We start from the raw sequence: 23,702 nt of genomic DNA, 5'->3' as shown, positions 1-23,702 counted from the left end.
AGAGAATCCCGTTGATCACCCGTCGATGACTGGCCCACCGGCCGCCCTGCCGCCCGTTCGCCGGCAGGTGCGGCTTCAGCCGGTCCCACTCGTCCTTGCTCAGATCTCCCCGCCCCATGACCAGTACAACGAGCCGATCATGCGACGGTCACAAGATCCGCCGTACAGAACCTAGCGCCGCCACAGTCCGGTATCCGTCGCTCATCTCCTTGAGCGGGAACTGCTTCGTGCCCTCCCTCTCCTCTACCCACAGGCCATCCGCAGTTACCCGCTTCACCTGATAGTTGTCGGGCAGCAGACCGTCCTGCAACAGAGCCAGCACGGTCTGCAGCAGGTCGGCTGCTGGGCCGCCCTTATCCTCTTCGTACGCCCGAAGGCGCAGGTCGACCAACCAGGCGACTCCCTCGGCCAGCGACGCGTCCTCGTGGAAGAGGGTGGCCAGTCGGCCGCTGGGCCCCTGGTTGACCATGAGGCGCTGGGCCTCGCTCGACCCGCCGGTCAGCCGCCTGAACGGGCCGTAGCCGGCACAGAACCAACCGGCGGGGTTCTCCACCCAGGGCCCTCGGGGACCGCTCTTGCCCTTACCGAGCGGTTCCACCAGTGGCCGTTGGCTATGCTCCGACTCAGGGGCCCGGGACCATCGGAGCCCGAAGCTGGTCTCCCCTTCAGGTGTGTTCCCCGGTCCCGAGAACCCGTCAAGGGAGGCGTCGACGGCGACGTGGACGTTCACCTCGCCCGTCCTGGTACCAGAGCTGATCCAGCCGGTGAAGTCCGTCACCAGCGCCCGTGAGACTGTCGGGCCGGCCAAGGCCAGAGCCAGGGCTTGCAGCACCGTTGACTTGCCCGAGCTGTTGCGGCCCGCAAGGACGGTCCAGCCGCTGCGTCCGGGCAAGGCCAGGTCCACTGCGCGCTTGCCGCTGAAGCCCTTGATGTTCTTGAGCTGGACCCTCGTGACGTACACCCGTGCTCCGTCCTCGTCGCCGACCGCCGCACTGCTGCCGGTGCGAGCCCGGCCATACGGGCAGTGCCGGTCTAGGTTCTCACGAGCCCGGTTTCCGATGCTGCCCCGGTCTCCGGCCTGCCACGCCCGTTCGGGAGAGTCCGTGGGTGTTGGCGCAACAGCCCGTCGAGCCCCCGACGCGACAATGGCGGCGAGCAGAGGAAGCGCCGCCCCTTCACCCCTCCAAGAAGGTCTGCCGGAGGCGTGCGGTCACCAAGAAAGCGCGACTCACCTGCTACGTTGCCCAGTTGAGGTCAAGGCGATGCATTACGGACGCTGAAGGCGCGGGGTGGGGCAGTAAACCGTGCCGCCTTCGAGTGCAACAGTTAGCCCGGGGGCGATCTCGGTGAGTGCAGGAGCCCGGATTGAGCCTCTCACCTGCTCTTTTGTCTGACTATCGCAGGACTTGCCGATGAGGCGGATCATCGCGACGTAGATCACGGCTTCGGAGCGAGCAGGCAGTGCTTCGTAGTCCGGGGCGAGGCGGCGGCGGTTCATGGGCCAGCCGAGAGTGCGTTCGACAACCCATCTGCGGGGCTGGACGACGAATCCCCGCGTCGTGGGGTCGTGGCGGACGATCTCGACGTCGATGCGTGTATGGCGCCGTGTTCGATGACGGCGTACTTGTAGTCCATGTCGGCCCATGCCTTGCGGACGATGGGATGATCGACCGAGACCCGGGTCAGCAGGTGCTGCCCGCCGTCCTGGACGCTCGCGGCGGCGACCAGGACGGCGGGCAGCAGACCAATCGCGTCGGTAGCGGTGTACCGCTTTCCTGCCGATGGTCTTCTTGCCGAGGTCGGTGCCCTGGCCGGCCGCGGGGACGTTGGTGGGCGTCTTGACGCCCTGTGAGTCGATGATGCAGGCCGTCGGCTCGGTCTCCTGGCCCTCCGACTCGAGGACCAGGCGTCGCAGCTGGCCAGTGGTCTTCGACTCGGTCAACCGGAGTGCGCGGTCCCACCCAGCGGATACTTTTCGAGAATGACGGATGCAACAACCGCTTTGAGATGCTCCAGGTCCACTACCGTTTGAGTGGATACGGGGGCGCGCCAAACATCCTCCCACGACAGCGAGCCATCTTTCAGGGCTTGCTTCACGGCCTTGCGGTTCTCTCTGATCCAGGCACTTCGACCTTGAACCGCAGAGTGAAAGTCATCCAGGATGTCAGGGCAGTAAATCTTCATCATGCTCCGAAGAGTCCGCCTTGCAGCCTTTCTCCGCCTTCCTCTACTCCACTTCTGTAGCATTGGCGCTCGCGGATTCATGAGCTGCGTCAAGTCTTTTTCCACTTGCTCGACAAATCCCGCGCCCGGGTAGCGAAAGAAGCTGAAAGAAATATTCGACATCCGATAGATTATTTTGATGTCCTCTGGACTCATCCCGCGGCCGTTGAGATATAGATTCATGGTTGCCTCGGAGGCCGTGAGCCACTCGTCCAAGATTTCATGGAGCTCCATCATCGCAGCATGAAAGTTAGGCCATTCCTGTGAGCTTCCCGCTTTTTCTGTCACGCCCCTAAGGACGGCCGCTCCGGCACGCACAACCGCCGCCCCCTCCGGTACAGCCATTCTAACCTCACCTACCGTAGAGTTCTCCTGAGTGGCTCTTACTGAACTGTCAGGTTAGCCCAGACGTCGAACGGTGGCGCCTCTTTTCGAGAGGTCGTTCGTTGTGCTGGTCGGTCCCGAGATTGCCGACTAGGCCCTGGTTCATATGTCACGCCGCGTCGGACTTGGATTCACTGGTCAACTGATGGGGTCATGAACTGATCATCGCAAGGTGGATTATGTCCTCGGGTCATGAGCGGTGGCGTCCCGGCTGCCTATACATCGCGCGATGTAGTCAGAAAAGGCCATCCTGCCCCCGGGGGCGAGTTGTGCGCGTTGAGTGAACGGTGATGCCGGCTTCGCGAGCCCATGCCCGAAGGTGTTTTCCCACGCCAGTAGCGGTGCCGATAGCCCAATCAGCGCCAGCTGCCGCCTGTATTGCTTGGCCGATTTCCTCAGCGCGCGCAGCTGGATCCTTTTCAATTACGGTCAGACCGGCTGCGACACTCGGCACGGAACGCATCAGGTTCTGAAGTACAGCAGGCTCGACGCGGCCATTCACCACGAGGCCGTCATGGACGCGATAGGAATTCGGTGCGCTTTCAGTCAGCGCACCGATAGCTAGCAGCTGGTTGACGGCGCGCCGGTCTCCCTCGGATACCGCCGTTTGACCAGCGGAAATATGAAGCAGAAGGCGCAGCGAGGGGCCGGGGGCGTCATGGGGAAAACCACCCCGGGCGCGGCGGCGGTATCCGCCGTTCAGTAGGTCGGGCGTTCCCCGCGTGCCCTCAGGCGCGACCATCCATGCTGAGCCTTTCTGTACGGCAAGGCCAGCGTACTCGAACCACTGCAGATAGACCCGCGCATAGCCGATCCAGGTTGATTCGCGAACGTCAACAGCAGGGAATGCTGCGGGAAGCTCTCGCGCGAAGGCGCTAATGGTGACGCTTCCGCCTCGCTCGGCGAGGGCAGTGAAGGCGCTGAGAGCACGGTGGCGACGAAGGGCGGTGACGACGCGGCGCCTAAGTTCGGATTCCTGGTCTTCAGCCTGCCAGATATCTGGGAGTATGCGAACCCGGTTGGGCTCGTAGGCGGCTGCGCCGAGCAATCGCAGCTCGCGGCTGAGATTGAAAACGACTGTCTCGCTAGTTCTCATTTGGTGAGCAAGGTTACGAACGTGGCTGTCGCCATCGTTATCGGCGACATGGTTCAGCAGTCGGGCGACGGAAACAGGCCCCATGCGCAGGATGTAAGAGTCCTGAACTGGAATGCTGCCCGTGTTGAGATAGTCTCGAAAGATATCCCAATATGTATCCAGGCGTTCACCAACTTGGACAATGAGACGTCGGTTTACTAGTGATTCAACGATCTGCGGGGTGACGCGTTCGGTTACTTCACTGACGGCAATCGGTGCATAGCGGGCAATGTGACGCACCGCTTCGAACTCGACGGGCGACAGTTCGGCCAGGTCGGCGTCAAAAAGATTCTGAACATTGAGAGCCTCGTTAGCCAGGTCTTCCTGTGTCGCGCCGGCGTGGACCTCGCGCAGTAGGTGCCCGGCGAGCTTTTTGAACAGCCAGGGCAATCCCTGGCTGTATTCACGCAGTCGATTACGAAGATCGCGAGCGAGGGGTGCGTCGATCTCCTTTTCCAGGCGGCGCAGCAGCACATCAACTTCGCTGGGGCCCAGGGGGCCGAGGCTAAGCTGGGTGGAATTGTCACGGATCTGGTCGCGGAGCTGGAAGGGATAGTTCTCTGTCCATGCGACGACATCGGTCTTCCATGCAAAGCCAACCAGCACGTGATCAGAGAGATCGCGGATAGCGAGTGCAAGATCACGAAATTCCCGGGTGATATCCGCGTCGCGGAAGACGTTCTCGAATTGATCGAAGAAGATCACGAGCGGACCAGCGTGCCACGTGGCGGCTCGAAGGGTCTGAAGGGCACTAGGGAGGCTGGCCCAGCTCGCGTTAGGAGGAAGAGTCAGGACCTTGGCATCCTGCGCTCTCTGAGCGGCGAGGCTCAGAGCGTCGGTGACGAACCGTCGATCCGTGGCGGTGCGGGTGTCGGTGACCAGGGCAAAGCCCCTGCGTTCTTTGGCCAGGGCCTCCAGCTTCAGGGCAGCTGAACTCTTGCCCCATCCAGACTGGGCGTTGAGCACCAAGACTCCGGCGTTGTTGTCGAGGGCCCGGCAAAGGTCATCGACAAGCCGCTTGCGTCCGACGAAAAACCTTGGCGCGGCGGGGAGCTGGTATTCGAAGTCTGACCTGCTTCCAGTGACCGACACAATCACCGGAGCAGGCTCGGGCGAAGTCGGTTCCTGAACCGGGCCGGCCGGAGTTACCCGCGAATCGACCACTCGGCAACCCTGGGCATACTCGGCGGCGGCAACGGCGGCAAGGACCGAGGTAGGGACCGGACCGCGGGCAGCCCACACCAATACCCGCACAGGTTTACGGGAGACGGCATCTAGTTCGAGGCAGGCTGAATACACACCGTCTTCGGTGATCACAACTGCCAGGTCGCTGGTCAGTGATCCGCCTGTCGGGCACTCAACGATCCAACCGCGCTCCTTCAGTCTGTCGGTGATGTGGCGGGCGGTTAGCAAGTGGAAGCCTGGGTCATTGGCAGTAATCTGCTCGGCGTACTCGTGTCCGTCAGCCGTGAGGCGGGGAATAGCGACAAAGAAGCCCTGCACGCCGTCATCAGAACTGCTCTTACGTCTGGTGATCAGCTTGCTGTGAAAGACAGCCACCATGTAGGCCGGAACGTGGCTGGTGTAGGCCTTGCACTCAGCCAGTGCAGTCTGGCGGGTAATTTCATGGGAGGCTACAACGTCCAGCTCAATGCCATTAGCGGTGGTGTTGAGCCGCTCGGTGGTGGGTTTGCCGTAGCCGTAGGCATGAAGCAACCGGGCGACAAAGCTCTCGAACAGCCGCCCCCGGGCAGTGCCGACCGCAGCCGGCGTCGTACCAGAGGCAAGAATCAGGATGACCGGATCGGTGACGGTTATCGGGCTGCTCGGTGTCATCTGCTCATCACCTGGTCGCGCCACCGCTGCTCCTCGTCCCACTCAGACTTGTGCCGCCCGTCACACTGAAAGACAGCGTAGTACTAGATGGCACAGGCACGTCATGGTGAAGCAGCAGTAGCACCAGGCGGGATGAAAGCGGTGGTCGTCAGCTTGGCAACCGAGTAGAGGCCGGGCCTCGTCGCTCGGTGTAGCTGGAGCGACGAGGCCCGATGTGCAGCCTCTACTGACGACCCGTCAGTCCGGAATGGCTCCCGGTGCACAGTGGGTGCACATGAGGACGAGGGCAGACGAGAACCGCCGAGAGCTCACGAGAGGCGTTTTCGCAGGTCGGATGCCGTGTAGTGGCGGTTCGCCGAGTGGACCCAACAACCTCGGTTTAGAGGTCGTAGTACAGCTCGAAGTCGTGCGGGTTCGGGCAGGAACCGTCCGGGCCCGGGTCGCCGCCCCCTCCCGCGTCGCGGCGCAGGAGAGAACCCTCACTTGGTGACACCGCCCCCTCCCGAGTGCGACCGCCAGGGACGTGCGCACTGGCCTGCTACGTTGCCCTATTGGGGCCCATGAGGTGCATCACGAGCGCCGGAGGCGCGGGGTGGGGCAGTAGACGGTGCCGCCTTCGAGTGCAACAGTTAGCCCGGGGGCGATCTCGGTGAAGCCCGCGTCGCGGACCACCGGGAGGCCGCTCGCCACCAGCTCCGCCCACGCTTCCGGCGTCGGCGTCCGCACGGCGAGCGCGAAATCGGACTCGGCCCATTCCTTGCGCTGCGCCTCGTCCAGCCGCCACCAGGCGAGCTGGGCCGCGTGCCCGGTCTGGGCCATCGTCTTGCCCGCGCTCATCTCCACGTCCGGGTTGAGCCACAGCACCGGCAGGCCCGCCTGGGGGGCACCGATCTCCTCGGTCTCCTCCAGGTCCGTCCCCGAGACCTGCAGCTTCGCGAGCTCCTTCGGCCACCCGTCCAGCGGGACCGGCGGGAACACCCGCACCTCCGCCTCCCGCCCCCGCACGGTGATCCCGGGCAGTTCGCCGGCCCGGCGCCACTCCCCGCCCCGGGCCCGCCGGACCACCTTGCGGATCCGCGCGTCCTCCCACGCGGCGACCCGCTCGGTCCACTCGCCGTCCGCCTCGGTGACCCGCGGGTCGGCGAGCAGCGTGAGCACGGCGCGGGCCGAGGTCTCCAGCGCGTCCGTCCGCCCGGGCGGCGTGGCCCGCTCCATCCGCACCACCAGCGGCAGCACGTACTGCGGCCGGCCGTCGCGGTCGTCCGAGGTGGGCACGGGAACGGGGGCATCGAACGGAGAAGTCACCCGTCCAGCATGCCAGCCCCCCGGGTCACCCGATCACGGCAGGTCCCGCCCGGCCCCAGCCCTCTGCCGCACCCGTCGGTCACACCCGCCGGCCACACCCCGCCGGCCACACCCGCCGGCGGCTACCGCAGCCGCTGCCGCAGCTCGTCCACCGCCGCACGGATGCCCGCGCTGTAGGCGTCCTCCGGCAGGGCGTCCAGGCTGCGGACGGCACGCTCCAGTTGCTCGCGCGCGAGGTCGGCCTCGCCCAGCTTGAGGTGGTCGGAGGCCAGGTTGAGGTGCAGCGACGGGTAGAACGCCCGCACCTGGAGCGCGGACTCGTACGTCTGGGCCCGCTCGGCGGTCAGCGAGTCGGCGGCGGCCAGCGCCCGGCGGTCCCACTCCAGTTCGGCCCGCGGGTCGTCCTGGAGGTCCGCCAGGTAGTGGGCGAGCACGCAGCGGTGGAAGACGTCGCCGCGCTCGCCGAGCGCCTCCCACAGCGCCTCGAAGCTGGCCCGCGCCTCGGCCGTACGGCCGCGCTGCGCCGCCTGCACGCCGTCCAGTCCGAGCGCGATCCGGGAGAGGAACTGGTCGTCCCCGGCCGCCGGGAGCCCGTCCGGGCCTGCGGGCACGTCGCGCATATCAGATACATCGGACATGTCCGCAGCCTAGCCGCCGCCCCCGGAACGCGCCGGACGGCGGGTCAGCGCCGGTAGCCGCGCTGGCCGTCCCGCTCCTCCGCGTCCTCGTAGGCCAGGAACCAGCCCTCCGGGTGCGTCGCTGCCAGCAGCAGCTCGGTGCGCTGCTCGGTGGCGAGCTCCGGGTCGCCGTCGTCCGGCCCGTAGACGCCGAACAGCTCGTCGTGGCAGCCGTCCCAGTCGTAGTCGTACAGGTCGGCGGGCAGGTCGCCCATCATGTCGGCCACCGACTCGGGCTGCGCGCCGAGCAGCGCGCGGGCGTCGAGGAGGGCCATCCGCAGCGCGATCTCCTCGGCCAGGCAGCGCGGCAGCGGCCACTCGCCGAGCGCGAGGTCGTCGGCCAGGTCGTCGAACGCCCGGGCCATCCCGCGGCGCCAGCCCCGGTGGAGGCGCCAGGTGCGCTGGGGCAGCCGGGCGAAGACCGTCCAGTCGGCGTCCTCGCCGTCGGCGACCGGGTCGTCCCCGTGCTCGTCGAGGTCGTCGTACGCGGCGTCGGCCAGCCCGAGCAGCTGGGCGTGCAGGAGGCACGCGGTGCGCGGGGTGAGCGTCCAGTCCCCGCCCGCGCCGCCGCCGTCCTCGTCGTCGCCCTCCAGCGGGAACAGCTCGGCGAAATCCGGCGCGAAGTCCTCGGTGACGCTGATCTCCAGCGTCCCGCCGATCGCCTCGACGCCCGGGATCGCGGCCACCAGCCGGTCCGGGTGCAGCAGCGCGCCGAGTGCCGCGTTGGCGTCCTCGGCCACCTCGCGCAGCAGGTCGCGGCGCTGGCCCGCCGGATCGATGCCGTCGAAGTCCAGTTCCTCCACGGCCGCGATCGCCGCGGCGCGCAGCGCCGGCCAGTTGGTGATCCGCAGGCCCAGCACCACCGTCGCCTCGATCTCCTGCGCACCGGAGTCCTCCGCCGCGCCCGGCCCCTGTGGATGATCGCTTCGCTCGCCCATGGGGCTACGGTACGGCTTTTCGGCCGCCCGATCACCGGTCTGAACCAGCTTCCGGACACCTTGTCCGCCACGCCCCGGCCACGCCTCTGTCACTCGGACGCGCGACGGCGGCAGGATGGGCCCCATGGCTGACATCAACGAGTACGGCGGCGGGCAGGGCCCGAACGCCGACGTCCTGGTCGTGACCACCAACGACATCCCCGGCTTCCGCGTCGACCACGTGATCGGCGAGGTGTTCGGGCTGACCGTGCGCAGCCGGCACATCGGCAGCCAGATCGGTGCCGGGCTGAAGTCGCTGATCGGCGGCGAGCTGAAGGGTCTGACGAAGACCCTGGTGGAGAGCCGCAACGAGGCGATGGAGCGGCTGGTCGAGCAGACCAAGGCGCGCGGGGGCAACGCGGTCCTGATGATGCGCTTCGACGTGACAGAGGCGGCGGACGTCGGCACCGAGGTCTGCGCGTACGGCACGGCGGCCGTGATCTCCCCGACGACCTGAGGCGGCCGGTCCGGCTGGTCCGGGCCCCCAGGGGGCTCCGGGGGGCTCCGGGGCTCCCCGGAGCCGCCCGGGGCTGCCGGGCACTGCGGGGAACACCCGCCCCACCCCCCGATGTTTCATCGGCGTGACTGTTTACGGTGCAACCGACGACGCGGGGCAGCGGCGGGTGGACGTCCTGGTGGCGGGTGCCGGGCAGGCGGGCCTGTCCGCCGCCTACCACCTGCGCCGCCGCGGCTTCGCCCCCTACCGGGCGGACGCCGACGGCGGCTTCGTCGTGCTCGACGCGGGGAGCGGTCCGGGCGGCGCGTGGGCGCACCGCTCGCCCTCCCTGCGGATGGCCACCGTGCACGGTTTCCACGACCTGCCCGACGCCGAACTGCCCGCGCCCGACCCGGCCTCCGCCGCCCGCGAGGTCGTGCCGGGGTACTTCGCGGCGTACGAGGCGCGGCACGCGCTCCCCGTCGTGCGCCCCGTGACCGTCCACGCGGTGCGCGCCGAGTCGGACCGGCCGGACTCGCGGCTGCTGGTCGAGACCGACCACGGCACCTGGTCCACCCGGGCATTGATCAACGCCACCGGCACCTGGACCCGCCCGTTCCTGCCGCACTACCCGGGCCACTTCGCCGGGCGGCAGCTGCACTACGTCGAGTACCGCGGGCCGGCGGAGTTCGCCGGGAAGCGCGTGCTGGTGGTGGGCGGCGGGGCGTCCGCGATCCAGGTGCTGTCGGAGGTCGCGGCGGTCGGCGAGACGGTGTGGGTCACGCGGACCCCGCCGGTCTTCCACGAGGGGCCGTTCACTCCCGAGTACGGGCGGGCAGTGGTCGCGAAGGTCGAGGAGCGGGTCCGCCTGGGACTGCCCGTGCGCAGCGTGGTGAGCGTGACCGGGCTCGGCCCGTCCGTCGCGTACCGGCGTGCCGAGGAGCTGGGCGCGCTGCACCGCCGGCCGATGTTCGACCGGCTCACCGAGCACGGAGTCGCCTGGGGGGACGAGGAGTCGGCGGTGGACGCGATCGTGTGGGCGACCGGCTTCCGCCCCGAGGTCGGACACCTCGCCCCGCTCGGGCTGCGCTCCCCCGGCGGCGGCATCGCCCTCACCGGGACCCGGGCCACCGCCGATCCGCGCGTCCACCTCGTCGGCTACGGGCCGTCGGCGAGCACGGTCGGCGCCAACCGGGCCGGGCGCGCCGCCGTCAACGACCTGGTCCGCCTGCTCGGCGACCCGGCGGGGGATCTGGCGGGTGAGCCGACGAGGCGTCCCGACCCGGTCGGGGTCTGACGTGGTCGGGGTCCGACACGGTCCGGGCGCGGTCCGGGCGCGGTCCGGGTCCAGCTGACGGCGGTCCGGCGGCAGGTCCCGGGTCAGCTCAGCGGTCGTAGTCGACCGTCACCCGGTCCGTCAGCGGGCGGGCCTGGCAGGTGAGGACGTAGCCCGCGGCCAGTTCCTTCTCCTCCAGCGCGAAGTTGCGGCGCATCTCCACCTCGCCGTCGGTGACGAGCGCGCGGCAGGTGCCGCAGACGCCGCCCTTGCAGGCGAACGGCAGGTCGGGGCGGGAGCGCTGGGCCCCGTCGAGGATCGAGCGGTCGCGCGGGAGGGAGAGCGTGCTGCCGCGCCCGTCGAGGACGACGGTGACCTCGCTGTGCACGCCGTCCGCCCCGGCGTCCGCCGCGTCGGGGTCGTCGGCCCGCTCCGTGACCGGCTCGTCCTCGGCGTGGAACAGCTCCTGGTGGACGCGCTCGCCCGGCACGCCCAGTTCGGCGAGCAGGTCCTTCGCCCCGGCGACCATGCCGAACGGGCCGCACAGCCACCAGTGCCCGACCCGCCCGACGTCCACGAGGGCGCCGAGCAGCGCGCGCACCCGCTCGGGGTCCAGACGGCCGCTGAGCAGTTCGGCGTCCCTGGTCTCCCGGGACAGCACGTGGACCAGCTGGAAGCGGCCGAGGTAGCGGTCCTTCAGGTCGGCCAGCTCGTCGGCGAACATGACGGTGTCGCTGCGCCGGTTGCCGTAGAGGAGGGTGACGGTGGAGGCGCGGTCGGCGGCCAGGACGGACGCGGCGATCGACAGCATCGGGGTGATGCCGGAGCCGGCCGCGAGCAGCACGTGGTCGGCGGGGACGCCGAGTTCGGGGCTGAACAGGCCGGTGGGCGTGAGCACCTCCAGCTCGTCGCCGACCCGGGCCTCGCGCACCAGCCGACGGGAGAACAGACCGCCCGGCACCTCGCGGACGGCGATCCGCAGCGGGCCGCCGGCGGGGGCGCAGATCGAGTACGAGCGGCGCTCGTCGCAGCCGTTCACCTCCTGGCGCAGCGTCAGCGTCTGCCCGGGCCGGAACGCGTACGCGGCGGCGAGCGCGTCCGGCACGGCGAAGGTCACCGCGACGGCGTCCTCGCAGAGCCGTTCGATCCCGGAGATCCGCAGGTGGTGGAAGACGGGGCGGCGGGCGGCCGCGGGAGCCGCGACGCTGATCCCGGCGCTGGTCTCGGCGCTGGTCTCGGCACTGGTCTCCGTGCCGGTCTCGGCACTGGTCTCCGTGCTGGCGGCGGGCATTCAGATCTCCTTGACGCGTTCGAACGGCTCGCGGCAGGCGCGGCAGCGCCAGAGGGCCTTGCAGGCGGTGGAACCGAACCGGGACAGCTCCTCCGTGTCGGCGCTGCCGCACTGCGGGCACGGCACGGGGGCGGCGGAGGCGGCCGTCCGGGTGGGGCCCAGGGTGAGCGCGACCGGCGCCGCACCAGCGGCCCCCGCGCCCGGGCGCGGCGGGGCGATGCCCGCCTCGGCGAGCTTGCGGCGGCCCTCGGCGGTGATCATGTCGGTGGACCACGGCGGGTCCAGCCGCAGCCGCACCCGGACGTCCCGGTAGCCGGCCGCGCGCAGGCGGCGGTCGACGTCGGCGGCCATCTCCGCGACGGCCGGGCAGCCCGAGTACGTCGGGGTCAGCCAGGCGGTCACCGCGCCCGTGGCGCCGTCCGCCTCGACGTCGGCCAGCACCCCCAGGTCGGCCAGGGTGAGCATGGGCAGCTCCGGGTCCGGGACGGCCGCGGCGATCGCGCGGGCCAGGTCCCGCACGGTGGGCTCCACCGACACGCCCGCGCCCGTCACCACGTCGCCCCCGGGTGGGCGCGGGCCACCACCTGCAGTTCCGCGAGCAGCGGTCCCAGTACCTCCGTGTGCACGCCGTCCCGGCCCGCGCGGCCCAGGACGGTGGCCAGCGGCAGCACGTCCGGCACCGTCAGCCCCGCCTCGGCGAGGACCGCGGCGAGCGAGCGCAGCACCGGTTCGCGCAGCACCGCCGGGTCGACGCCCACGCGCAGCTCCACCGGGTGCGCCGTGAACAGCTCCTCCAGCAGCGGCCACACCGCGTCCAGCCCGGCCTGCATGCGCGCCGACGAGTACGGCGTGCCGTCGCCGAGCCGCAGCGTCCAGGCGGTCGCGTACTCGCGGTGGTACGCCAGCTCCTTGACGCCGCGGGCGGCGACGGCCGCGAGCACCGGGTCCGGGTGGGCGCTCAACACCTCGTACAGCGCGCCGCGGGCGGTCGCGAACACGAGCAGGCGGGCGACCGAGTGCGCGAAGTCGCCGTTCGGCGTCTCGACGAGGCGGACGTTGCGGAACTCGTGCTCCTCGCGCCAGTACGCGAAGTCGTCCTCGGTGCGCCCGGTGCCGTCCGCCTGGCCGGCCCTGGTGAGCAGCAGGCGGGCCTGGCCGAGCAGGTCGAGGCCGAGGTTGGCGAGCGCGACCTCCTCCTCCAGCTCGGGCGCGCGGGTGCACCACTCGATCAGCCGCTGGGCGAGGATCAGGGCGTCGTCGCCGAGCATCAGGCAGTAGGCGGCGAGGTCGGCGCCGTCCACGCCCTCGGGCAGGGCGCTGTCCACGCCGAGCAGCGGGTCGGCGAAGCCCGTCCCGTACGCCCAGCGGCCCTCGCCCTCGGGGCCGGGGGCGGCCTCGGAGAGGCTGAGGTAGACGTGGTCGTCGTCCGGTGCGGCGGCGGTGCCGGCGGGTGCGGTGTGGTCGTGCACGGTGGTTCCCCCGTCAGATGTGCGGGACATCCTCGGGGATGTCGTAGAAGGTCGGGTGGCGGTAGACCTTGTCGCCGCTGGGCTCGAAGAACGGGTCCCGCTCGTCCGGGGTGGAGGCCGTGATCGCGTCCGAGCGGACCACCCACAGGCTCACGCCCTCGTTGCGGCGGGTGTAGAGGTCGCGGGCGGCGAGCAGGGCCATCCGGTCGTCGGAGGCGTGCAGCGAACCGACGTGGACGTGGTTCAGGCCGCGCCGGGGGCGCACGAACACCTCGTACAGCGGCCAGCCGGCCTTGGCGGCGCCGTCGACGTTGGACTCGGTCACTTTCCGTTCTCCTGTTCGGTGCTGCTGGGCTGCTCGGCGGTCCCGTGCTCGGCGGTCCGGTACTCGGCGCCCCGGTGCTCGGTGCCCCGGTGCTCGGCGACGCGCTTCTCCGCGTAGGCGACGGCCGCCTCGCGGACCCAGGCGCCGTCCTCGTGGGCGGCCCGGCGGCGCTCGACGCGCTGGGCGTTGCACGGGCCCTGGCCCTTGATGACGCGGGTCAGCTCGGCCCAGTCGGGCTCGCCGAAGTCCCAGCCGCCGCGCTCCTCGTTCCGGCGCAGCTCGGGGTCGGGGAGGGTCACGCCGAGGTGCTCGGCCTGCGGGACGGTCATGTCCACGAAGCGCTGGCGCAGCTCGTCGTTGGTGTGGCGCTTGATCCGCCACGCCATCGACCGGGCCGTGTTCGGGGAGTCGGCGTCCGAGGGGCCGAACATCATCAGCGACGGCCACCACCAGCGGTCGACCGCGTCCTGGACCATCCGGCGCTGGGCCTCGGTGCCGCGCATGAGGGTCATGAGCAGCTCGTAGCCCTGGCGCTGGTGGAAGGACTCCTCCTTGCAGACCCGGACCATCGCGCGGGCGTACGGGCCGTAGCTGCAGCGGCACAGCGGCACCTGGTTGCAGATCGCGGCGCCGTCGACCAGCCAGCCGATCACGCCGACGTCGGCGAAGGTGAGGGTCGGGTAGTTGAAGATCGAGGAGTACTTCTGGCGGCCGGAGATCAGCTTCTCGGTCAGCTCGGCGCGGTCGACGCCGAGCGTCTCGGCGGCGGCGTAGAGGTAGAGGCCGTGGCCGGCCTCGTCCTGGGCCTTCGCGAGGAGGATCGCCTTGCGGCGCAGCGACGGGGCGCGGGTGAGCCAGTTGCCCTCGGGCTGCATGCCGATGATCTCGGAGTGCGCGTGCTGGGCGATCTGGCGGATCAGGGTCGCCCGGTAGGCGTCGGGCATCCAGTCCCGGGGCTCGATCCGCTGTTCGGCGGCGATCACCGCCTCGAACCGCTCCTCCTGCGTCTGTGCGGGGACCGGCTCGGCCACCTCTGCTGTCACCACGGTCCCCTCTCACGTGCCTTCGCCGCGCATCAACCGACTGACCGTTCGGTCGGTACCATTCTGCGCGGCGAGGCAGGGCCCTGGCAAGGGATGAGGGTGGCGGGGATGGCGCGGGTGACGGGGGATGCGGGGACGCAGGGGCGCCGGGAGGTGCGGGGGTGCGGTGCGGGTGGACAGACAGATGACAGCGAACAGATTTCAAAATCTGTTCGCTGTCATCTGTTATCTGTTCGCTGCCATCTGTTCGTCGTCAGTCGTCGGCCGCTCGCCCGTCAGCCCTCCGCGCGATCCCGCAGTCTCGGCAGCGGCACCGCGAGGAGCGCGGCGAGCAGGGCGATCCGGGGCGCGAGCTGATCGATCCGGATGTACTCGTGCCGGGCGTGCGCCCCGGCGCCGACCGCGCCGAAGCCGTCCAGCGTCGGCAGTCCTCGCGAGCCGGGCAGGTTGGTGTCCCCCGCGCCGCCCGCCGGACCGCCGTCGAGCTGCTGCCCCAGCACCGCCGCGAGCGAACGGACGTGCCTCAGCAGCGGATTGCCCGAGCGCTCCGGCCACGCCGGACGGCTCGACAGCACCTCGGTGCGCACCCGCGCCCCCGGTCGCAGGGCGGTCAGCCGGGCCAGGTTGTCGAGCGTCCGGCGCTGCGCCTCGGCGGTGGAGAACCGCAGACCGAGCTCGGCCTCGGCCCGCCCCGCGACGACGTTCGCACGCGAACCGCCGCTGATCCGACCGGCGTTGAGCTCCGTTCCGGGCTGACCGGCCAGGCCGCGGACCACGACGAGCTGGTCGACGAGCTCGTCGACGGCCGACACCCCGTCGCGGGAGTCGTTGCCCGCGTGGGCCTCCCGGCCGGTGACGGTGAGCCGCACCCGGCTGCTGCCGCGCCGGGCGGTCTTGAGCCGGCCGTCCGGATGCGGCGGTTCGAGGCCCAGGACGGCTGCGGCGCCCCGCAGTTGGCGCTCCACGAGGCGCCGCCCGTCCGGGCTGCCGATCTCTTCGTCGGACACCACGACCACCCGAACGCTGCGGTGCGGCCGCTGCCCGAGGTCGGCGAGGAGCGCGAACGCGCCTTCCAGGACGGCGAGGCCGCCCTTCATGTCGACGACGCCGGGACCGGTGAGCGTGCCGTCCTGTTCGGCGACGGGCCAGTCGGCGAGGGTGCCGACGGGCCAGACGGTGTCGTGGTGGCCGACGATGAGCAGGTGGGGCAGGGTCTCGTCCTGCCCCGCCCACTCCAGGACGAGGTGGTCGCCGGCCGGACCGGGTTCGCGACGGGCGGTGGCTCCGGTGGCACGGAAGCCGGCGGCCAACTCCTCGGCGAGGGCGTCGAGTCGGGGAGCGTCACCACTCGGGGACTCGATCCGCGCCAGGTCGGCGCAGCGGCGTCGGACGCCGCCAGCGAGGGTCCGGGCGCGGGTGCTGAGGGCCTGCGGGAGCCCGGGGAGGGCAGCGGTGGAGGCGGGTTGGGCGACGGCGCCGGGCCGGGCCTCGACGACATGGGCGTCGGCAGCACGGGTCTCGGCGCGGGCCGCAGCGCGGGCCTCGGACCGGGCCTCGGACCGGGTTTCGGACCGGGCCTCGCCCTCGGTGGCGCCAGGCACGGTCGCCCTCCCGGTGGCGGTCACAGTGGCGTTCACGGAGGAGGCGGCCTTGGGCACCGGCGCGGAGGCTGCGGTGGACGTCGTCCTGGGCGTGGACTTCGGCGCGGTCGTGGCGGGCGCCGTCGCGGCGGGTGCGGCCTCGGCGGGCGCAGTCGCGGCGGGCGCGGGTGCGGCGGGTCCGGGTGCGGCCGGTGCAGTCGTGGCGGCCGCGGTCGCACGCGGCGACCCGACGATCTGGGGACTCAACGCTCGCCTCCTCGGCCGCCGCCGGTATTCAGCGGCCGCACCGGCCGGCCGGTCCATCCGGCGTGCCGGACCCGGGCGGGCCGGGCCGGGCGGCCGGATTGGTGGGCGGTCCGTCCGGACGGCCCGTCCGGCCCAACTGCGGTGGAACGGCTGGTCGGCGTGCTTGGCATTGCGTCCTCCTCGCTCGATCCGGTGGCTCCGGTTCACCCGGTGCCCCGTGGACGGCGGCTTCGTAGCGGTGGGCGCGGTGAGCGCACCGCAGGGAAGCCGAGATGTGAGCCTAGAAGAACCGTTCGGCTTCCTGCGAGGTGGCCCTGCTCCCAGCGTGCCGGGCCGGACCCAGCCTCGGGCACCCGTCGGGGAACGGCGGCGGACGCTCGGCGTGCGGGCCCGGTTCGGCGCGCGGACGCGGTCGCCGGATCGCGTCCACCTCCACCATGGACCCGCCGCCGCGCTTCGGCAGCGCAAACCGCCAAGGCGCCGCATTTCCACGCCGGATGGGTGACACGGGCTCAGCGCGCGGTACGAATCCGGGGCGCGACCAGGGGCATCGGGGTCACCCGCCGGGCCGGGAGCCGGAGGCGGTGCCGGGACGCGCCGGGCTCAGGCGCCGTCCGCCACCAGCCCTGCGTCGCGTGCGATCAGCGCGGCCTGGACGCGGTTGCCGACGCCGAGGGCGGTGAGGATCCGGCTGACGTGTGCCTTGACGGTGCTCTCCCGCATCCCGAGGACACCCGCGATCTCGGCGTTGGAGAGTCCGTCGGCGAGTTCGCGCAGCACGTCGGTCTCGCGCGGGGTCAGCCCGGAGACCCTGTTGCGGGCCGCGACGGACCGGGGCGCGCCCGTGCGGTGGTAGCGGTCGATGAGGCGGCGGGCGGCGGACGGGTGGAGCATGCCCTGTCCGCCGGCGACGACGTGCACGGCCCGCGCGATCTCGGCCGGCGGGGTGTCCTTGAGCAGGAAGCCGTCGGCACCCGCGGCGAGCGCCCGGTAGACGTATTCGTCCAGGTCGAAGGTGGTGAGCGCGATGACGCGCGGGGCCTCGGGCAGCTCGCGCAGGCGGCGGGTGGCGGCGATGCCGTCGAGGCGGGGCATCCGGATGTCCATCAGCGCGACGTCGATCCGTCGGGCGGCCGCCAGTTCGACGGCCTGGAGGCCGTCGGCGGCCTCGGCGACGACGACGAGCCCCGGGTCCTGGGCGAGCAGGTCGACGAGGCCGAGCCGGACCAGTGCGTCGTCGTCGACCACCATTGTGCGGATCATGGGACGTCCTCGGGCAGCGGGGGCGGAGTGGGGGTCAGGAGGATGGGCGGGCCGGGCACTATGTCCGGATCCGGTCTGTCTGTCGACGGCCTGGCCGAAACCGGCCCAGCGGAATCCGGCCCTTCCGCGTCCGACTCGGCCGAAACCCGACCGTCCGGATCCGGTCGGCCTGGCCGCCGCCGCGGACCGTCCGCTCCAGCCGACACCGCCCCATGCGCGGCAGGGACCTCCGGGAGCGCCTGCGACGGGCGCTCCGCTGCCGGGAGGCGTGCCGAGAGGCGGTAGCCGCCACTGCCGTCCGGCCCGGCGTCGAGGTGTCCGCCGAGCGCGGCGACACGTTCGGCGAGCCCCACCAGGCCGTAACCTCCGCCACTCGCACAGCCGTTGGGCGTCGCCGATCCTGGACCATTACGAACCTCGACGGTGGTGGCCGGGGCTCCGTAGCCGACCCGGACGGTGACGGGTGCGGCGTGCGCGTGCTTGCGGGCGTTCGTCAGCGCCTCCTGGACCAGCCGGTGCACGGCCAGGCGGTGGGTGGTCGGGACGGTGTCGGGATCGCCGACGAGGGCGAGTTCGACCTCCTGTCCGGCCTCCACGGCCTCGCCGACCAGCTCGGTGAGATCGCACAGGGGAGGCGCCGCCACCCGCGCGGACTCCTCCGCCCGTGACCCCGGTTCACCGTCCTGCGGCCTCGGTTCACCGTCCAGCGGCCTCGGTTCGCGCGACTGCTGCCTGGGCGGCGAGTCGGCGCGCAGCGCCCCGAGGACGTCGCGCAGGTCGTCGAGGGAGTGGGCCGCGGTGGTGCGCAGGAGTTCGAGCCGGTGGGTGAGCCGGTCGGGGTCTTCGGCGACGGTACCGGCCCTGGCCTGGTCGCGCAGGACTCCGGCGTGCAGCACGAGGAGGCTCAGGCGGTGGGCGAGGACGTCGTGCATCTCCCGTGCGATGCGGGCCCGTTCGGCGGATCGGGCCTGCTCGGTGCGCAACTCCCGTTCGCGGCTCAGTGTTTCGACCTGTTCGCGTAGGGTGCGGATCAGGACGCGGCGACCGTGCAGCCAGAGGCCGACGGACAGTGTCGCGGCCTGGAGCAGGAGTTGGGATCCGGTGGTGCCGGCCCAGCCGACCAGTGTGTCGGCCCGGGTGGCGTTGAGCACGGCGATGGCGGTGCCGCCGACGACGGCGGGACCTACGCGGCCGAGATAGGCGAGGTGGTAGACGCTGAACAATCCGGGCAGGGCGCGGTTGAGCAGACCGCCGGTGAGGACCGGCAGCACGGCGGAGGCCACCGGACACCGGCGGGCGAGGAGCAGGGAAAGCGAGGCGAGGGTGGCTGCGACGGCCTCCGGCACACGCAACGGATCGTCCGTGCGGGACCAGTGGACGAGCGCTTCCTCGACGGCGAGCGCGAGGACGGCGAGCAGGAGCAGCGTGTCGACCCATGGGCGGCGGCCGGGTCCGTACCAGCCGAGCGGGCCCGTGCGCATCGGCCCACCCCCGCCCTCTCCCGACGATCCCTCCATCCGTCCGGCTCGATGCTACGGGCGGCCGACGCGGCGCGGCCCCCTCCTTGCGGTCACCGGGGCCCTCGACTTTCGTCAGGGGTCGGCGTGGTCCGACGGCCGATTCCGGGAACTTCGGGCGCTCCTAGCGTCGACGGCATGACGAACGAATGGTCCGACTCATCATTCCCGCAGGGCAGTTCACCCCAATCGGCGACCCGCGACCATCTCCTGTTCTTCGCCGAGGCACTGCGCACCTTCCACGACACCGGTGCGCTGGCGCCGAGCAGCGCGGAGCTGGTGAACGCGCTGGTCATTCCGGCGACCAGCCGTCCGAACCGGCCGATCTCGGTACTGGAGGTCGGCGCCGGAACGGGTGTGGCGACCCGGCGGCTGGTCCAAGTGCTGCGCCCCGGCGACCGGTTGCACGTCGTCGAGGCGAACCCGCGCTTCGCGGACCGGCTGCGCGAGGACCGGGTGCTGGCCGCGCGTCCGGCGGGGCTCGAACTGCGGCTCTCCGCTTGCCGGGTCGAGGAGCTGGACGATGCGGCGGGCCCGGCGGGCGGCCGCTACGACGCGATCGTGTCGGGGCTGCCGTTCACCAACTTCGAACCGGCGCAGGTCCGAAGGCTCCTGGACCTGTACGTGCGGCTGCTCGTCCCCGGCGGCGAGCTGACGTACTTCGGCTACCTGGGGACGACGGCCGCCCGGACCCTCACCTCCGGACCACGGCGCGGCGCCCGGCACCGGGCGGTGGTCCGCCTGCTGCGACGGTTCGAGGCGGCGTACGGACTGGGCGAGCGGACGGTGTGGCGCAACCTGCCCCCGGCACGGGCCTGCCTGCTGCGCGCCCCGGGCGGCCGGGCGGCCTGGGACGCGGCGCCGCGCACCGGACTCCGCCCCCTGGCCGGCGAGGACACGGCCACGGTATCCGGCGAACCGACGGGCGACGCGGCTCCGGCCGCTCGATGATGGACCGGGGCCACGCCCGGCCCCGCGATTCCGGCAGCGAGGAGCCCACGATGACCCTGTCCGTACGTGATGCCGAGGAGCGGAATCGCTTCGAGGCCTGGGTGGACGACCGCATGGCGGGCTTCGCCGAGTACCTGCGCAGCGACAACCTGGTGGTGTACCCGCACACGGTGGTCGAACCGGACTTCGAGGGGCAGGGCGTCGGGGGCGCGCTGGCCCGCGCCGCGCTGGACGACGCCCGCGCCCGGAACCTGCCGGTGCTGGCGACCTGCCCGTTCATCAAGGCCTGGATGATCCGCCACCCCGAGTACACGGACCTCGCGTACGAGAACCGCAGCCGGGTGAGCGACTGATGGGCGGCGACGGCACCGCCGCGCGCGGCGCGAAGGCGTACGAGGCCCCGGGGATCACGGTGACGTTCGACGCGGGGATCTGCCGGCACGCCGCCGAGTGCGTGCGCGGGCTGCCGGCGGTGTTCGACACCGGTCGGCGGCCGTGGATCTCCCCGGACGCGGCGCCCGCCGCGGACGTCGCCGAGGTCGTGCGGCGCTGCCCGACCGGCGCGCTGCGCTACCGGCTCGCGGACGGCGAGGCGGAACCGCCGGACCGGCCGACGACGGTGACGCGGACCGCGGACGGGCGGTTGCTGCTGCGCGGCGAGCTGCGCGTGGCGGGCCCGGACGGCGAGGTGCGGGAGACGCCGAGGGCGATGCTGTGCGGGTGCGGACACAGCTCCGAGCAGCCGTACTGCGACCGGAGCGGCGCGTGCGGGGGCGGGGCTGACGGCACGGATGGCGGGGGCGGGGGCGGGGGCACGGATGGCGGGGCTGCGAGTGACGAGTAACAGATGACAGATTTCAGATAACAGATGACAGCAAACAGATTTTGAAATCTGTTCGCTGTCGTGCCATAGTGGCACCCGGGTCACTTCGTCCATCGCCTCCCGGCGCCGTACCGACCCTTGGAGCCCTCATGTCTGCTTCCGACCGCACCCCGAAGCCCGCGCAGCGCGCCCTCGGCGCCGCCGGCCCGCTCACCTCCGCCCTCGGCCTCGGCTGCATGGGCATGTCCGACCTCTACGGCCCCGCCGACGAGTCCGAGAGCATCGCCACGATCCACGCCGCCCTCGACGCGGGGATCACGCTCCTCGACACCGGCGACTTCTACGGCATGGGTCACAACGAGCTGCTGATCCACGACGCCCTGCGCGGCCGCGACCGCACGGACGTGCAGATCAGCGTCAAGTTCGGCGCCCAGCGCGACCCGTCCGGCCAGTGGGTCGGCTACGACACCAGTCCCGCCGCCACCAAGACCGCGCTCGCCTACACCCTGCGCCGCCTGCGCACCGACTACGTCGACGTCTACCGCCCGGCCCGCCTGGACCCGACCGTCCCGATCGAGGAGACGGTCGGCGCGATCGCGGACCTCGTCAAGGCCGGCTACGTGCGCCACATCGGCCTGTCGGAGGTCGGCGCCGACACCCTGCGCCGGGCCGCCGCCGTGCACCCGATCAGCGACCTGCAGATCGAGTACTCGCTGCTCTCCCGGTCCGCGGAGGCAGCCGTCCTCCCCACCGCCCGCGAGCTCGGCATCGGCGTCACCGCCTACGGCGTGCTCTCGCGCGGCCTGCTCAGCGGCCACTGGAACACCGAACGCCCGCTGGCGGGCACCGACTTCCGCGGCCACAGCCCGCGCTTCCAGGGCGACAACCTCACCCACAACCTCGCCCTCGTCGAGGCGCTGCGCGACGTGGCGACGGCGAAGGGCGCGAGCGTCGCGCAGGTCGCCATCGCCTGGGTCGCCTCGCGCGGGGAGGACGTCGTCCCGCTGGTGGGCGCCCGCCGCCGGGACCGCCTGGCGGAGGCGCTCGGCGCGCTCGACGTCGAGCTCACCGCCGCCGACCTCGCGGCCATCGAGGCGGTCGTCCCCGCCGGTTCGGCCGCGGGCGAGCGGTACGCCGCCGACCAGATGGCCCGCCTCGACAGCGAGCGCTGACCGGCCGGAGCACGTCCCGGCCGGCACACCGCACGCCAGACACCCCCGCCCGTACCGCCGCCGTCCGCCCCCACGGCGGGCGGCCCTCCCGTAAGGACGTACCTCCCGTGACGACGGACACCACCCTCACCGCCGAGCAGATCCTGACCGCTGCGGAGGACGTCCTGCGGCGGTTCGGCCCGGCCAAGGCCACCGTCGTGGACGTCGCCCGGATCCTCGGCGTCAGCCACAGCAGCGTCTACCGCCACTTCCCGAGCAAGGCCGCGCTGCGCGAGGCCGTCACCCAGCGCTGGCTCGACCAGGCGCACTTCGTGCTCGCGAACATCTCGATCGAGGGCGGCCCGGCCGAGGAGCGGCTGCACCGCTGGCTGGTGACGCTGTTCGCGGCCAAGCGGAAGAAGGCGCTCGACGACCCGCAGCTGTTCGCGACCTACATGGTGCTGGTCGAGGAGAACAGCGGCACGGTCGAGGCGCACATCGACACGATGGTCCGCCAGATCGCGCAGATCGTCCAGGACGGCATGGAGAAGAAGGACTTCAAGCTCGCCCACATCCTCACGACGGCGCGCGCCGTCTTCGAGGCCACGGCGCACTTCCACGACCCCGCGTACGCGGGCGAGTGGTCCGACCCGAAGGCGAACGAGCGCTTCGAGGCCCTCTGGACGCTCATCCTCAACGGCCTGCGCGCCAGGTGACGGCGCACGTCCGGGCCCGGGCGGGCCGGCGCCGGAGCGAAAACCGGTCGCCGGTCCGCCCGGTGTTCGTGCAGACTTCCGCGCACGGTTGATCTCACTCGGAGGATGACATGCGCGCGGGCACCACCGGTCCCGTTCTCGACAGCCTGCACGGACTCGCCCTCGGCGACGCCTTCGGCGACCGCTGGTTCTCGGTGCCGCTCGACGAGGCCCCGGACGCGCTCGCGGCGCGCCTCACCCGGCCCGCGCCGTGGCACTGGACGGACGACACCGCGATGGCACTCGTCCTCGTCCGCCACCTGGCGACCCACGGCGAGATCCAACAGGACTCGCTGGCCCGGGACTTCGCCGCGGAGTACGCCCGCGAGTACGGGCGCAAGTACGGCCCGTCGATGCACCGGGTGCTGCGCGCGATAGATCAGGGCGAGGACTGGCGGATCGTCACCGCCGCCCAGTTCGACGGGCAGGGTTCCCACGGGAACGGCACCGCCATGCGGGTCGCACCGCTCGGCGCGTGGTTCGCGGACGACTTGGACGAGGTGGCCCGGCAGGCCGAACTCCAGGCGCTCACCACGCACTTCCACCCGGAGGCCGTCGCCGGCTCGGTCGCGGTCGCACTCGCCGCGGCGCTCGCCGTCCGCAGCCGGGGTCAGAACCCGCCCTCCCGCGCCGAGTTGCTGGCCGAGGTTGCCGGACGACTGCCGGACGGCGACGTGCGGTCCGGCCTGCGGATCGCCGCCCGACTGCCCGAGCACACCAGCGTCCGGCACGCCGCGAACGTGCTCGGCTCGGGCTTCCTGCTGTCCGCGCCGGACACCGTGCCGTTCGCGCTCTGGTCCGCCGCCGGGCACCTGGACTCGCTGCCCGACGCCATCTGGCACACCCTCGAAGGCTGGGGTGACAAGGACACCACCTGCGCCATCGCCGCCGGGGTGGTCGCCGCCCGGACCGGCCTCGCCGGCGTCCCCGCCGCCTGGCTGGCCGCCCGCGAGGACCTGCCGGACTGGGTCACCGAGCTGCCGGCGACCGCCTGACCGGCGCGGCGCCCGGCCGCCGT

The 23,702-nt window shown here is 71.6% G+C and carries 23 protein-coding genes and 1 pseudogene; 8 read left to right on the top strand and 16 right to left on the bottom strand.

From position 1 onward, the window contains the following. The 8 genes and pseudogenes from ACFVU9_RS04090 to ACFVU9_RS04055 all read right to left on the bottom strand — a co-directional run. Positions 1-118, bottom strand: a pseudogene (locus ACFVU9_RS04090) (IS5/IS1182 family transposase); the annotation flags it as partial. A 30-nt stretch (positions 119-148) separates the two neighbouring features. Continuing rightward, positions 149-961 (bottom strand): AAA family ATPase, encoded by an 813-nt coding sequence (locus tag ACFVU9_RS04085; RefSeq protein WP_387589678.1) that lies wholly within the window; start codon positions 959-961, stop codon positions 149-151. A 306-nt stretch (positions 962-1,267) separates the two neighbouring features. Continuing rightward, positions 1,268-1,645 carry a transposase gene (locus ACFVU9_RS04080; protein ID WP_387589702.1) on the bottom strand — a complete coding sequence of 126 codons (378 nt, stop codon included), beginning with the start codon at positions 1,643-1,645 and terminating at the stop codon, positions 1,268-1,270. 293 nt (positions 1,646-1,938) lie between these two features. Continuing rightward, the gene (locus ACFVU9_RS04075) at positions 1,939-2,568 is read right to left on the bottom strand and encodes a hypothetical protein (protein WP_387589675.1); all 630 of its coding nucleotides are present in this window, start codon (positions 2,566-2,568) and stop codon (positions 1,939-1,941) included. 274 nt (positions 2,569-2,842) lie between these two features. Next, the gene (locus ACFVU9_RS04070; protein WP_387589672.1) at positions 2,843-5,578 is read right to left on the bottom strand and encodes a restriction endonuclease; all 2,736 of its coding nucleotides are present in this window, start codon (positions 5,576-5,578) and stop codon (positions 2,843-2,845) included. Between the two features lie 570 nt (positions 5,579-6,148). Next, positions 6,149-6,883: a peptidyl-tRNA hydrolase gene (locus ACFVU9_RS04065; RefSeq protein ID WP_387589669.1), complete on the bottom strand. Its 735-nt coding sequence runs from the start codon at positions 6,881-6,883 to the stop codon at positions 6,149-6,151. A 122-nt stretch (positions 6,884-7,005) separates the two neighbouring features. Next, positions 7,006-7,521 carry a hypothetical protein gene (locus ACFVU9_RS04060; protein ID WP_380437294.1) on the bottom strand — a complete coding sequence of 172 codons (516 nt, stop codon included), beginning with the start codon at positions 7,519-7,521 and terminating at the stop codon, positions 7,006-7,008. 44 nt (positions 7,522-7,565) lie between these two features. Continuing rightward, positions 7,566-8,498 (bottom strand): hypothetical protein, encoded by a 933-nt coding sequence (locus ACFVU9_RS04055; RefSeq protein WP_380437296.1) that lies wholly within the window; start codon positions 8,496-8,498, stop codon positions 7,566-7,568. 124 nt (positions 8,499-8,622) lie between these two features. On the opposite strand from ACFVU9_RS04055, the gene ACFVU9_RS04050 reads away from it, so the two are divergent. Continuing rightward, entirely contained in the window at positions 8,623-8,994 is a 372-nt protein-coding gene (locus ACFVU9_RS04050; protein WP_359957476.1) for a YbjQ family protein, read from the top strand. Positions 8,995-9,118: 124 nt separating this feature from the next. Further along, the gene (locus ACFVU9_RS04045) at positions 9,119-10,270 is read left to right on the top strand and encodes an NAD(P)-binding domain-containing protein (protein ID WP_387589664.1); all 1,152 of its coding nucleotides are present in this window, start codon (positions 9,119-9,121) and stop codon (positions 10,268-10,270) included. 88 nt (positions 10,271-10,358) lie between these two features. Here the strand turns inward: ACFVU9_RS04045 and paaE are convergent, their stop codons facing one another. From paaE to ACFVU9_RS04005, 8 genes are all read right to left on the bottom strand, one after another. Further along, complete coding sequence (gene paaE / locus ACFVU9_RS04040; RefSeq protein ID WP_387589661.1) at positions 10,359-11,540, bottom strand: 1,2-phenylacetyl-CoA epoxidase subunit PaaE; 1,182 nt, start codon at positions 11,538-11,540, stop codon at positions 10,359-10,361. Continuing rightward, positions 11,541-12,095, bottom strand: a complete 555-nt coding sequence (gene paaD, locus ACFVU9_RS04035; protein WP_387589658.1) for a 1,2-phenylacetyl-CoA epoxidase subunit PaaD — start codon at positions 12,093-12,095, stop codon at positions 11,541-11,543. Then, entirely contained in the window at positions 12,089-13,009 is a 921-nt protein-coding gene (gene paaC / locus ACFVU9_RS04030) for a 1,2-phenylacetyl-CoA epoxidase subunit PaaC (protein ID WP_387589655.1), read from the bottom strand. The genes paaD and paaC overlap by 7 nt, the downstream gene beginning before the upstream one ends. A 13-nt stretch (positions 13,010-13,022) precedes the next feature. Continuing rightward, positions 13,023-13,334: a 1,2-phenylacetyl-CoA epoxidase subunit PaaB gene (gene paaB, locus ACFVU9_RS04025; RefSeq protein WP_380437306.1), complete on the bottom strand. Its 312-nt coding sequence runs from the start codon at positions 13,332-13,334 to the stop codon at positions 13,023-13,025. Further along, a complete protein-coding gene (gene paaA / locus ACFVU9_RS04020) occupies positions 13,331-14,377 on the bottom strand; it encodes a 1,2-phenylacetyl-CoA epoxidase subunit PaaA (RefSeq protein ID WP_387589651.1) in 1,047 nt (348 codons plus the stop codon). Before paaA ends, paaB begins: the two co-directional genes overlap by 4 nt. Positions 14,378-14,652: 275 nt before the next feature. After that, the gene (locus ACFVU9_RS04015; protein WP_387589648.1) at positions 14,653-16,224 is read right to left on the bottom strand and encodes a M20/M25/M40 family metallo-hydrolase; all 1,572 of its coding nucleotides are present in this window, start codon (positions 16,222-16,224) and stop codon (positions 14,653-14,655) included. Between the two features lie 603 nt (positions 16,225-16,827). Further along, entirely contained in the window at positions 16,828-17,487 is a 660-nt protein-coding gene (locus ACFVU9_RS04010; protein WP_380437312.1) for a response regulator, read from the bottom strand. Continuing rightward, a complete protein-coding gene (locus tag ACFVU9_RS04005; RefSeq protein ID WP_387589645.1) occupies positions 17,484-18,968 on the bottom strand; it encodes a sensor histidine kinase in 1,485 nt (494 codons plus the stop codon). The genes ACFVU9_RS04010 and ACFVU9_RS04005 overlap by 4 nt, the downstream gene beginning before the upstream one ends. A 174-nt stretch (positions 18,969-19,142) precedes the next feature. Between ACFVU9_RS04005 and ACFVU9_RS04000 the strand changes: the two genes are divergently transcribed. From ACFVU9_RS04000 to ACFVU9_RS03975, 6 genes are all read left to right on the top strand, one after another. Next, entirely contained in the window at positions 19,143-19,955 is an 813-nt protein-coding gene (locus tag ACFVU9_RS04000; RefSeq protein WP_387589642.1) for a class I SAM-dependent methyltransferase, read from the top strand. 50 nt (positions 19,956-20,005) lie between these two features. After that, positions 20,006-20,308 carry a GNAT family N-acetyltransferase gene (locus ACFVU9_RS03995; protein ID WP_380499944.1) on the top strand — a complete coding sequence of 101 codons (303 nt, stop codon included), beginning with the start codon at positions 20,006-20,008 and terminating at the stop codon, positions 20,306-20,308. Further along, positions 20,308-20,799, top strand: coding sequence for a (4Fe-4S)-binding protein (locus ACFVU9_RS03990; RefSeq protein ID WP_387589639.1), 492 nt, complete (start codon positions 20,308-20,310; stop codon positions 20,797-20,799). Before ACFVU9_RS03995 ends, ACFVU9_RS03990 begins: the two co-directional genes overlap by 1 nt. A gap of 128 nt (positions 20,800-20,927) precedes the next feature. After that, positions 20,928-21,950: an aldo/keto reductase gene (locus tag ACFVU9_RS03985; protein ID WP_387589636.1), complete on the top strand. Its 1,023-nt coding sequence runs from the start codon at positions 20,928-20,930 to the stop codon at positions 21,948-21,950. Between the two features lie 107 nt (positions 21,951-22,057). Next, positions 22,058-22,645 carry a TetR family transcriptional regulator gene (locus ACFVU9_RS03980; RefSeq protein ID WP_380437323.1) on the top strand — a complete coding sequence of 196 codons (588 nt, stop codon included), beginning with the start codon at positions 22,058-22,060 and terminating at the stop codon, positions 22,643-22,645. A 110-nt stretch (positions 22,646-22,755) separates the two neighbouring features. Beyond that, complete coding sequence (locus ACFVU9_RS03975; protein ID WP_387589632.1) at positions 22,756-23,679, top strand: ADP-ribosylglycohydrolase family protein; 924 nt, start codon at positions 22,756-22,758, stop codon at positions 23,677-23,679. Positions 23,680-23,702 lie beyond the last annotated feature (23 nt).

This window comes from Kitasatospora sp. NPDC057936 (genome assembly GCF_042887525.1).
GTDB lineage: Bacteria > Actinomycetota > Actinomycetes > Streptomycetales > Streptomycetaceae > Kitasatospora.
The sequence above is the reverse complement of the archived record's forward strand: the minus strand, read 5'-3'. Positions and strand labels throughout refer to the sequence as shown.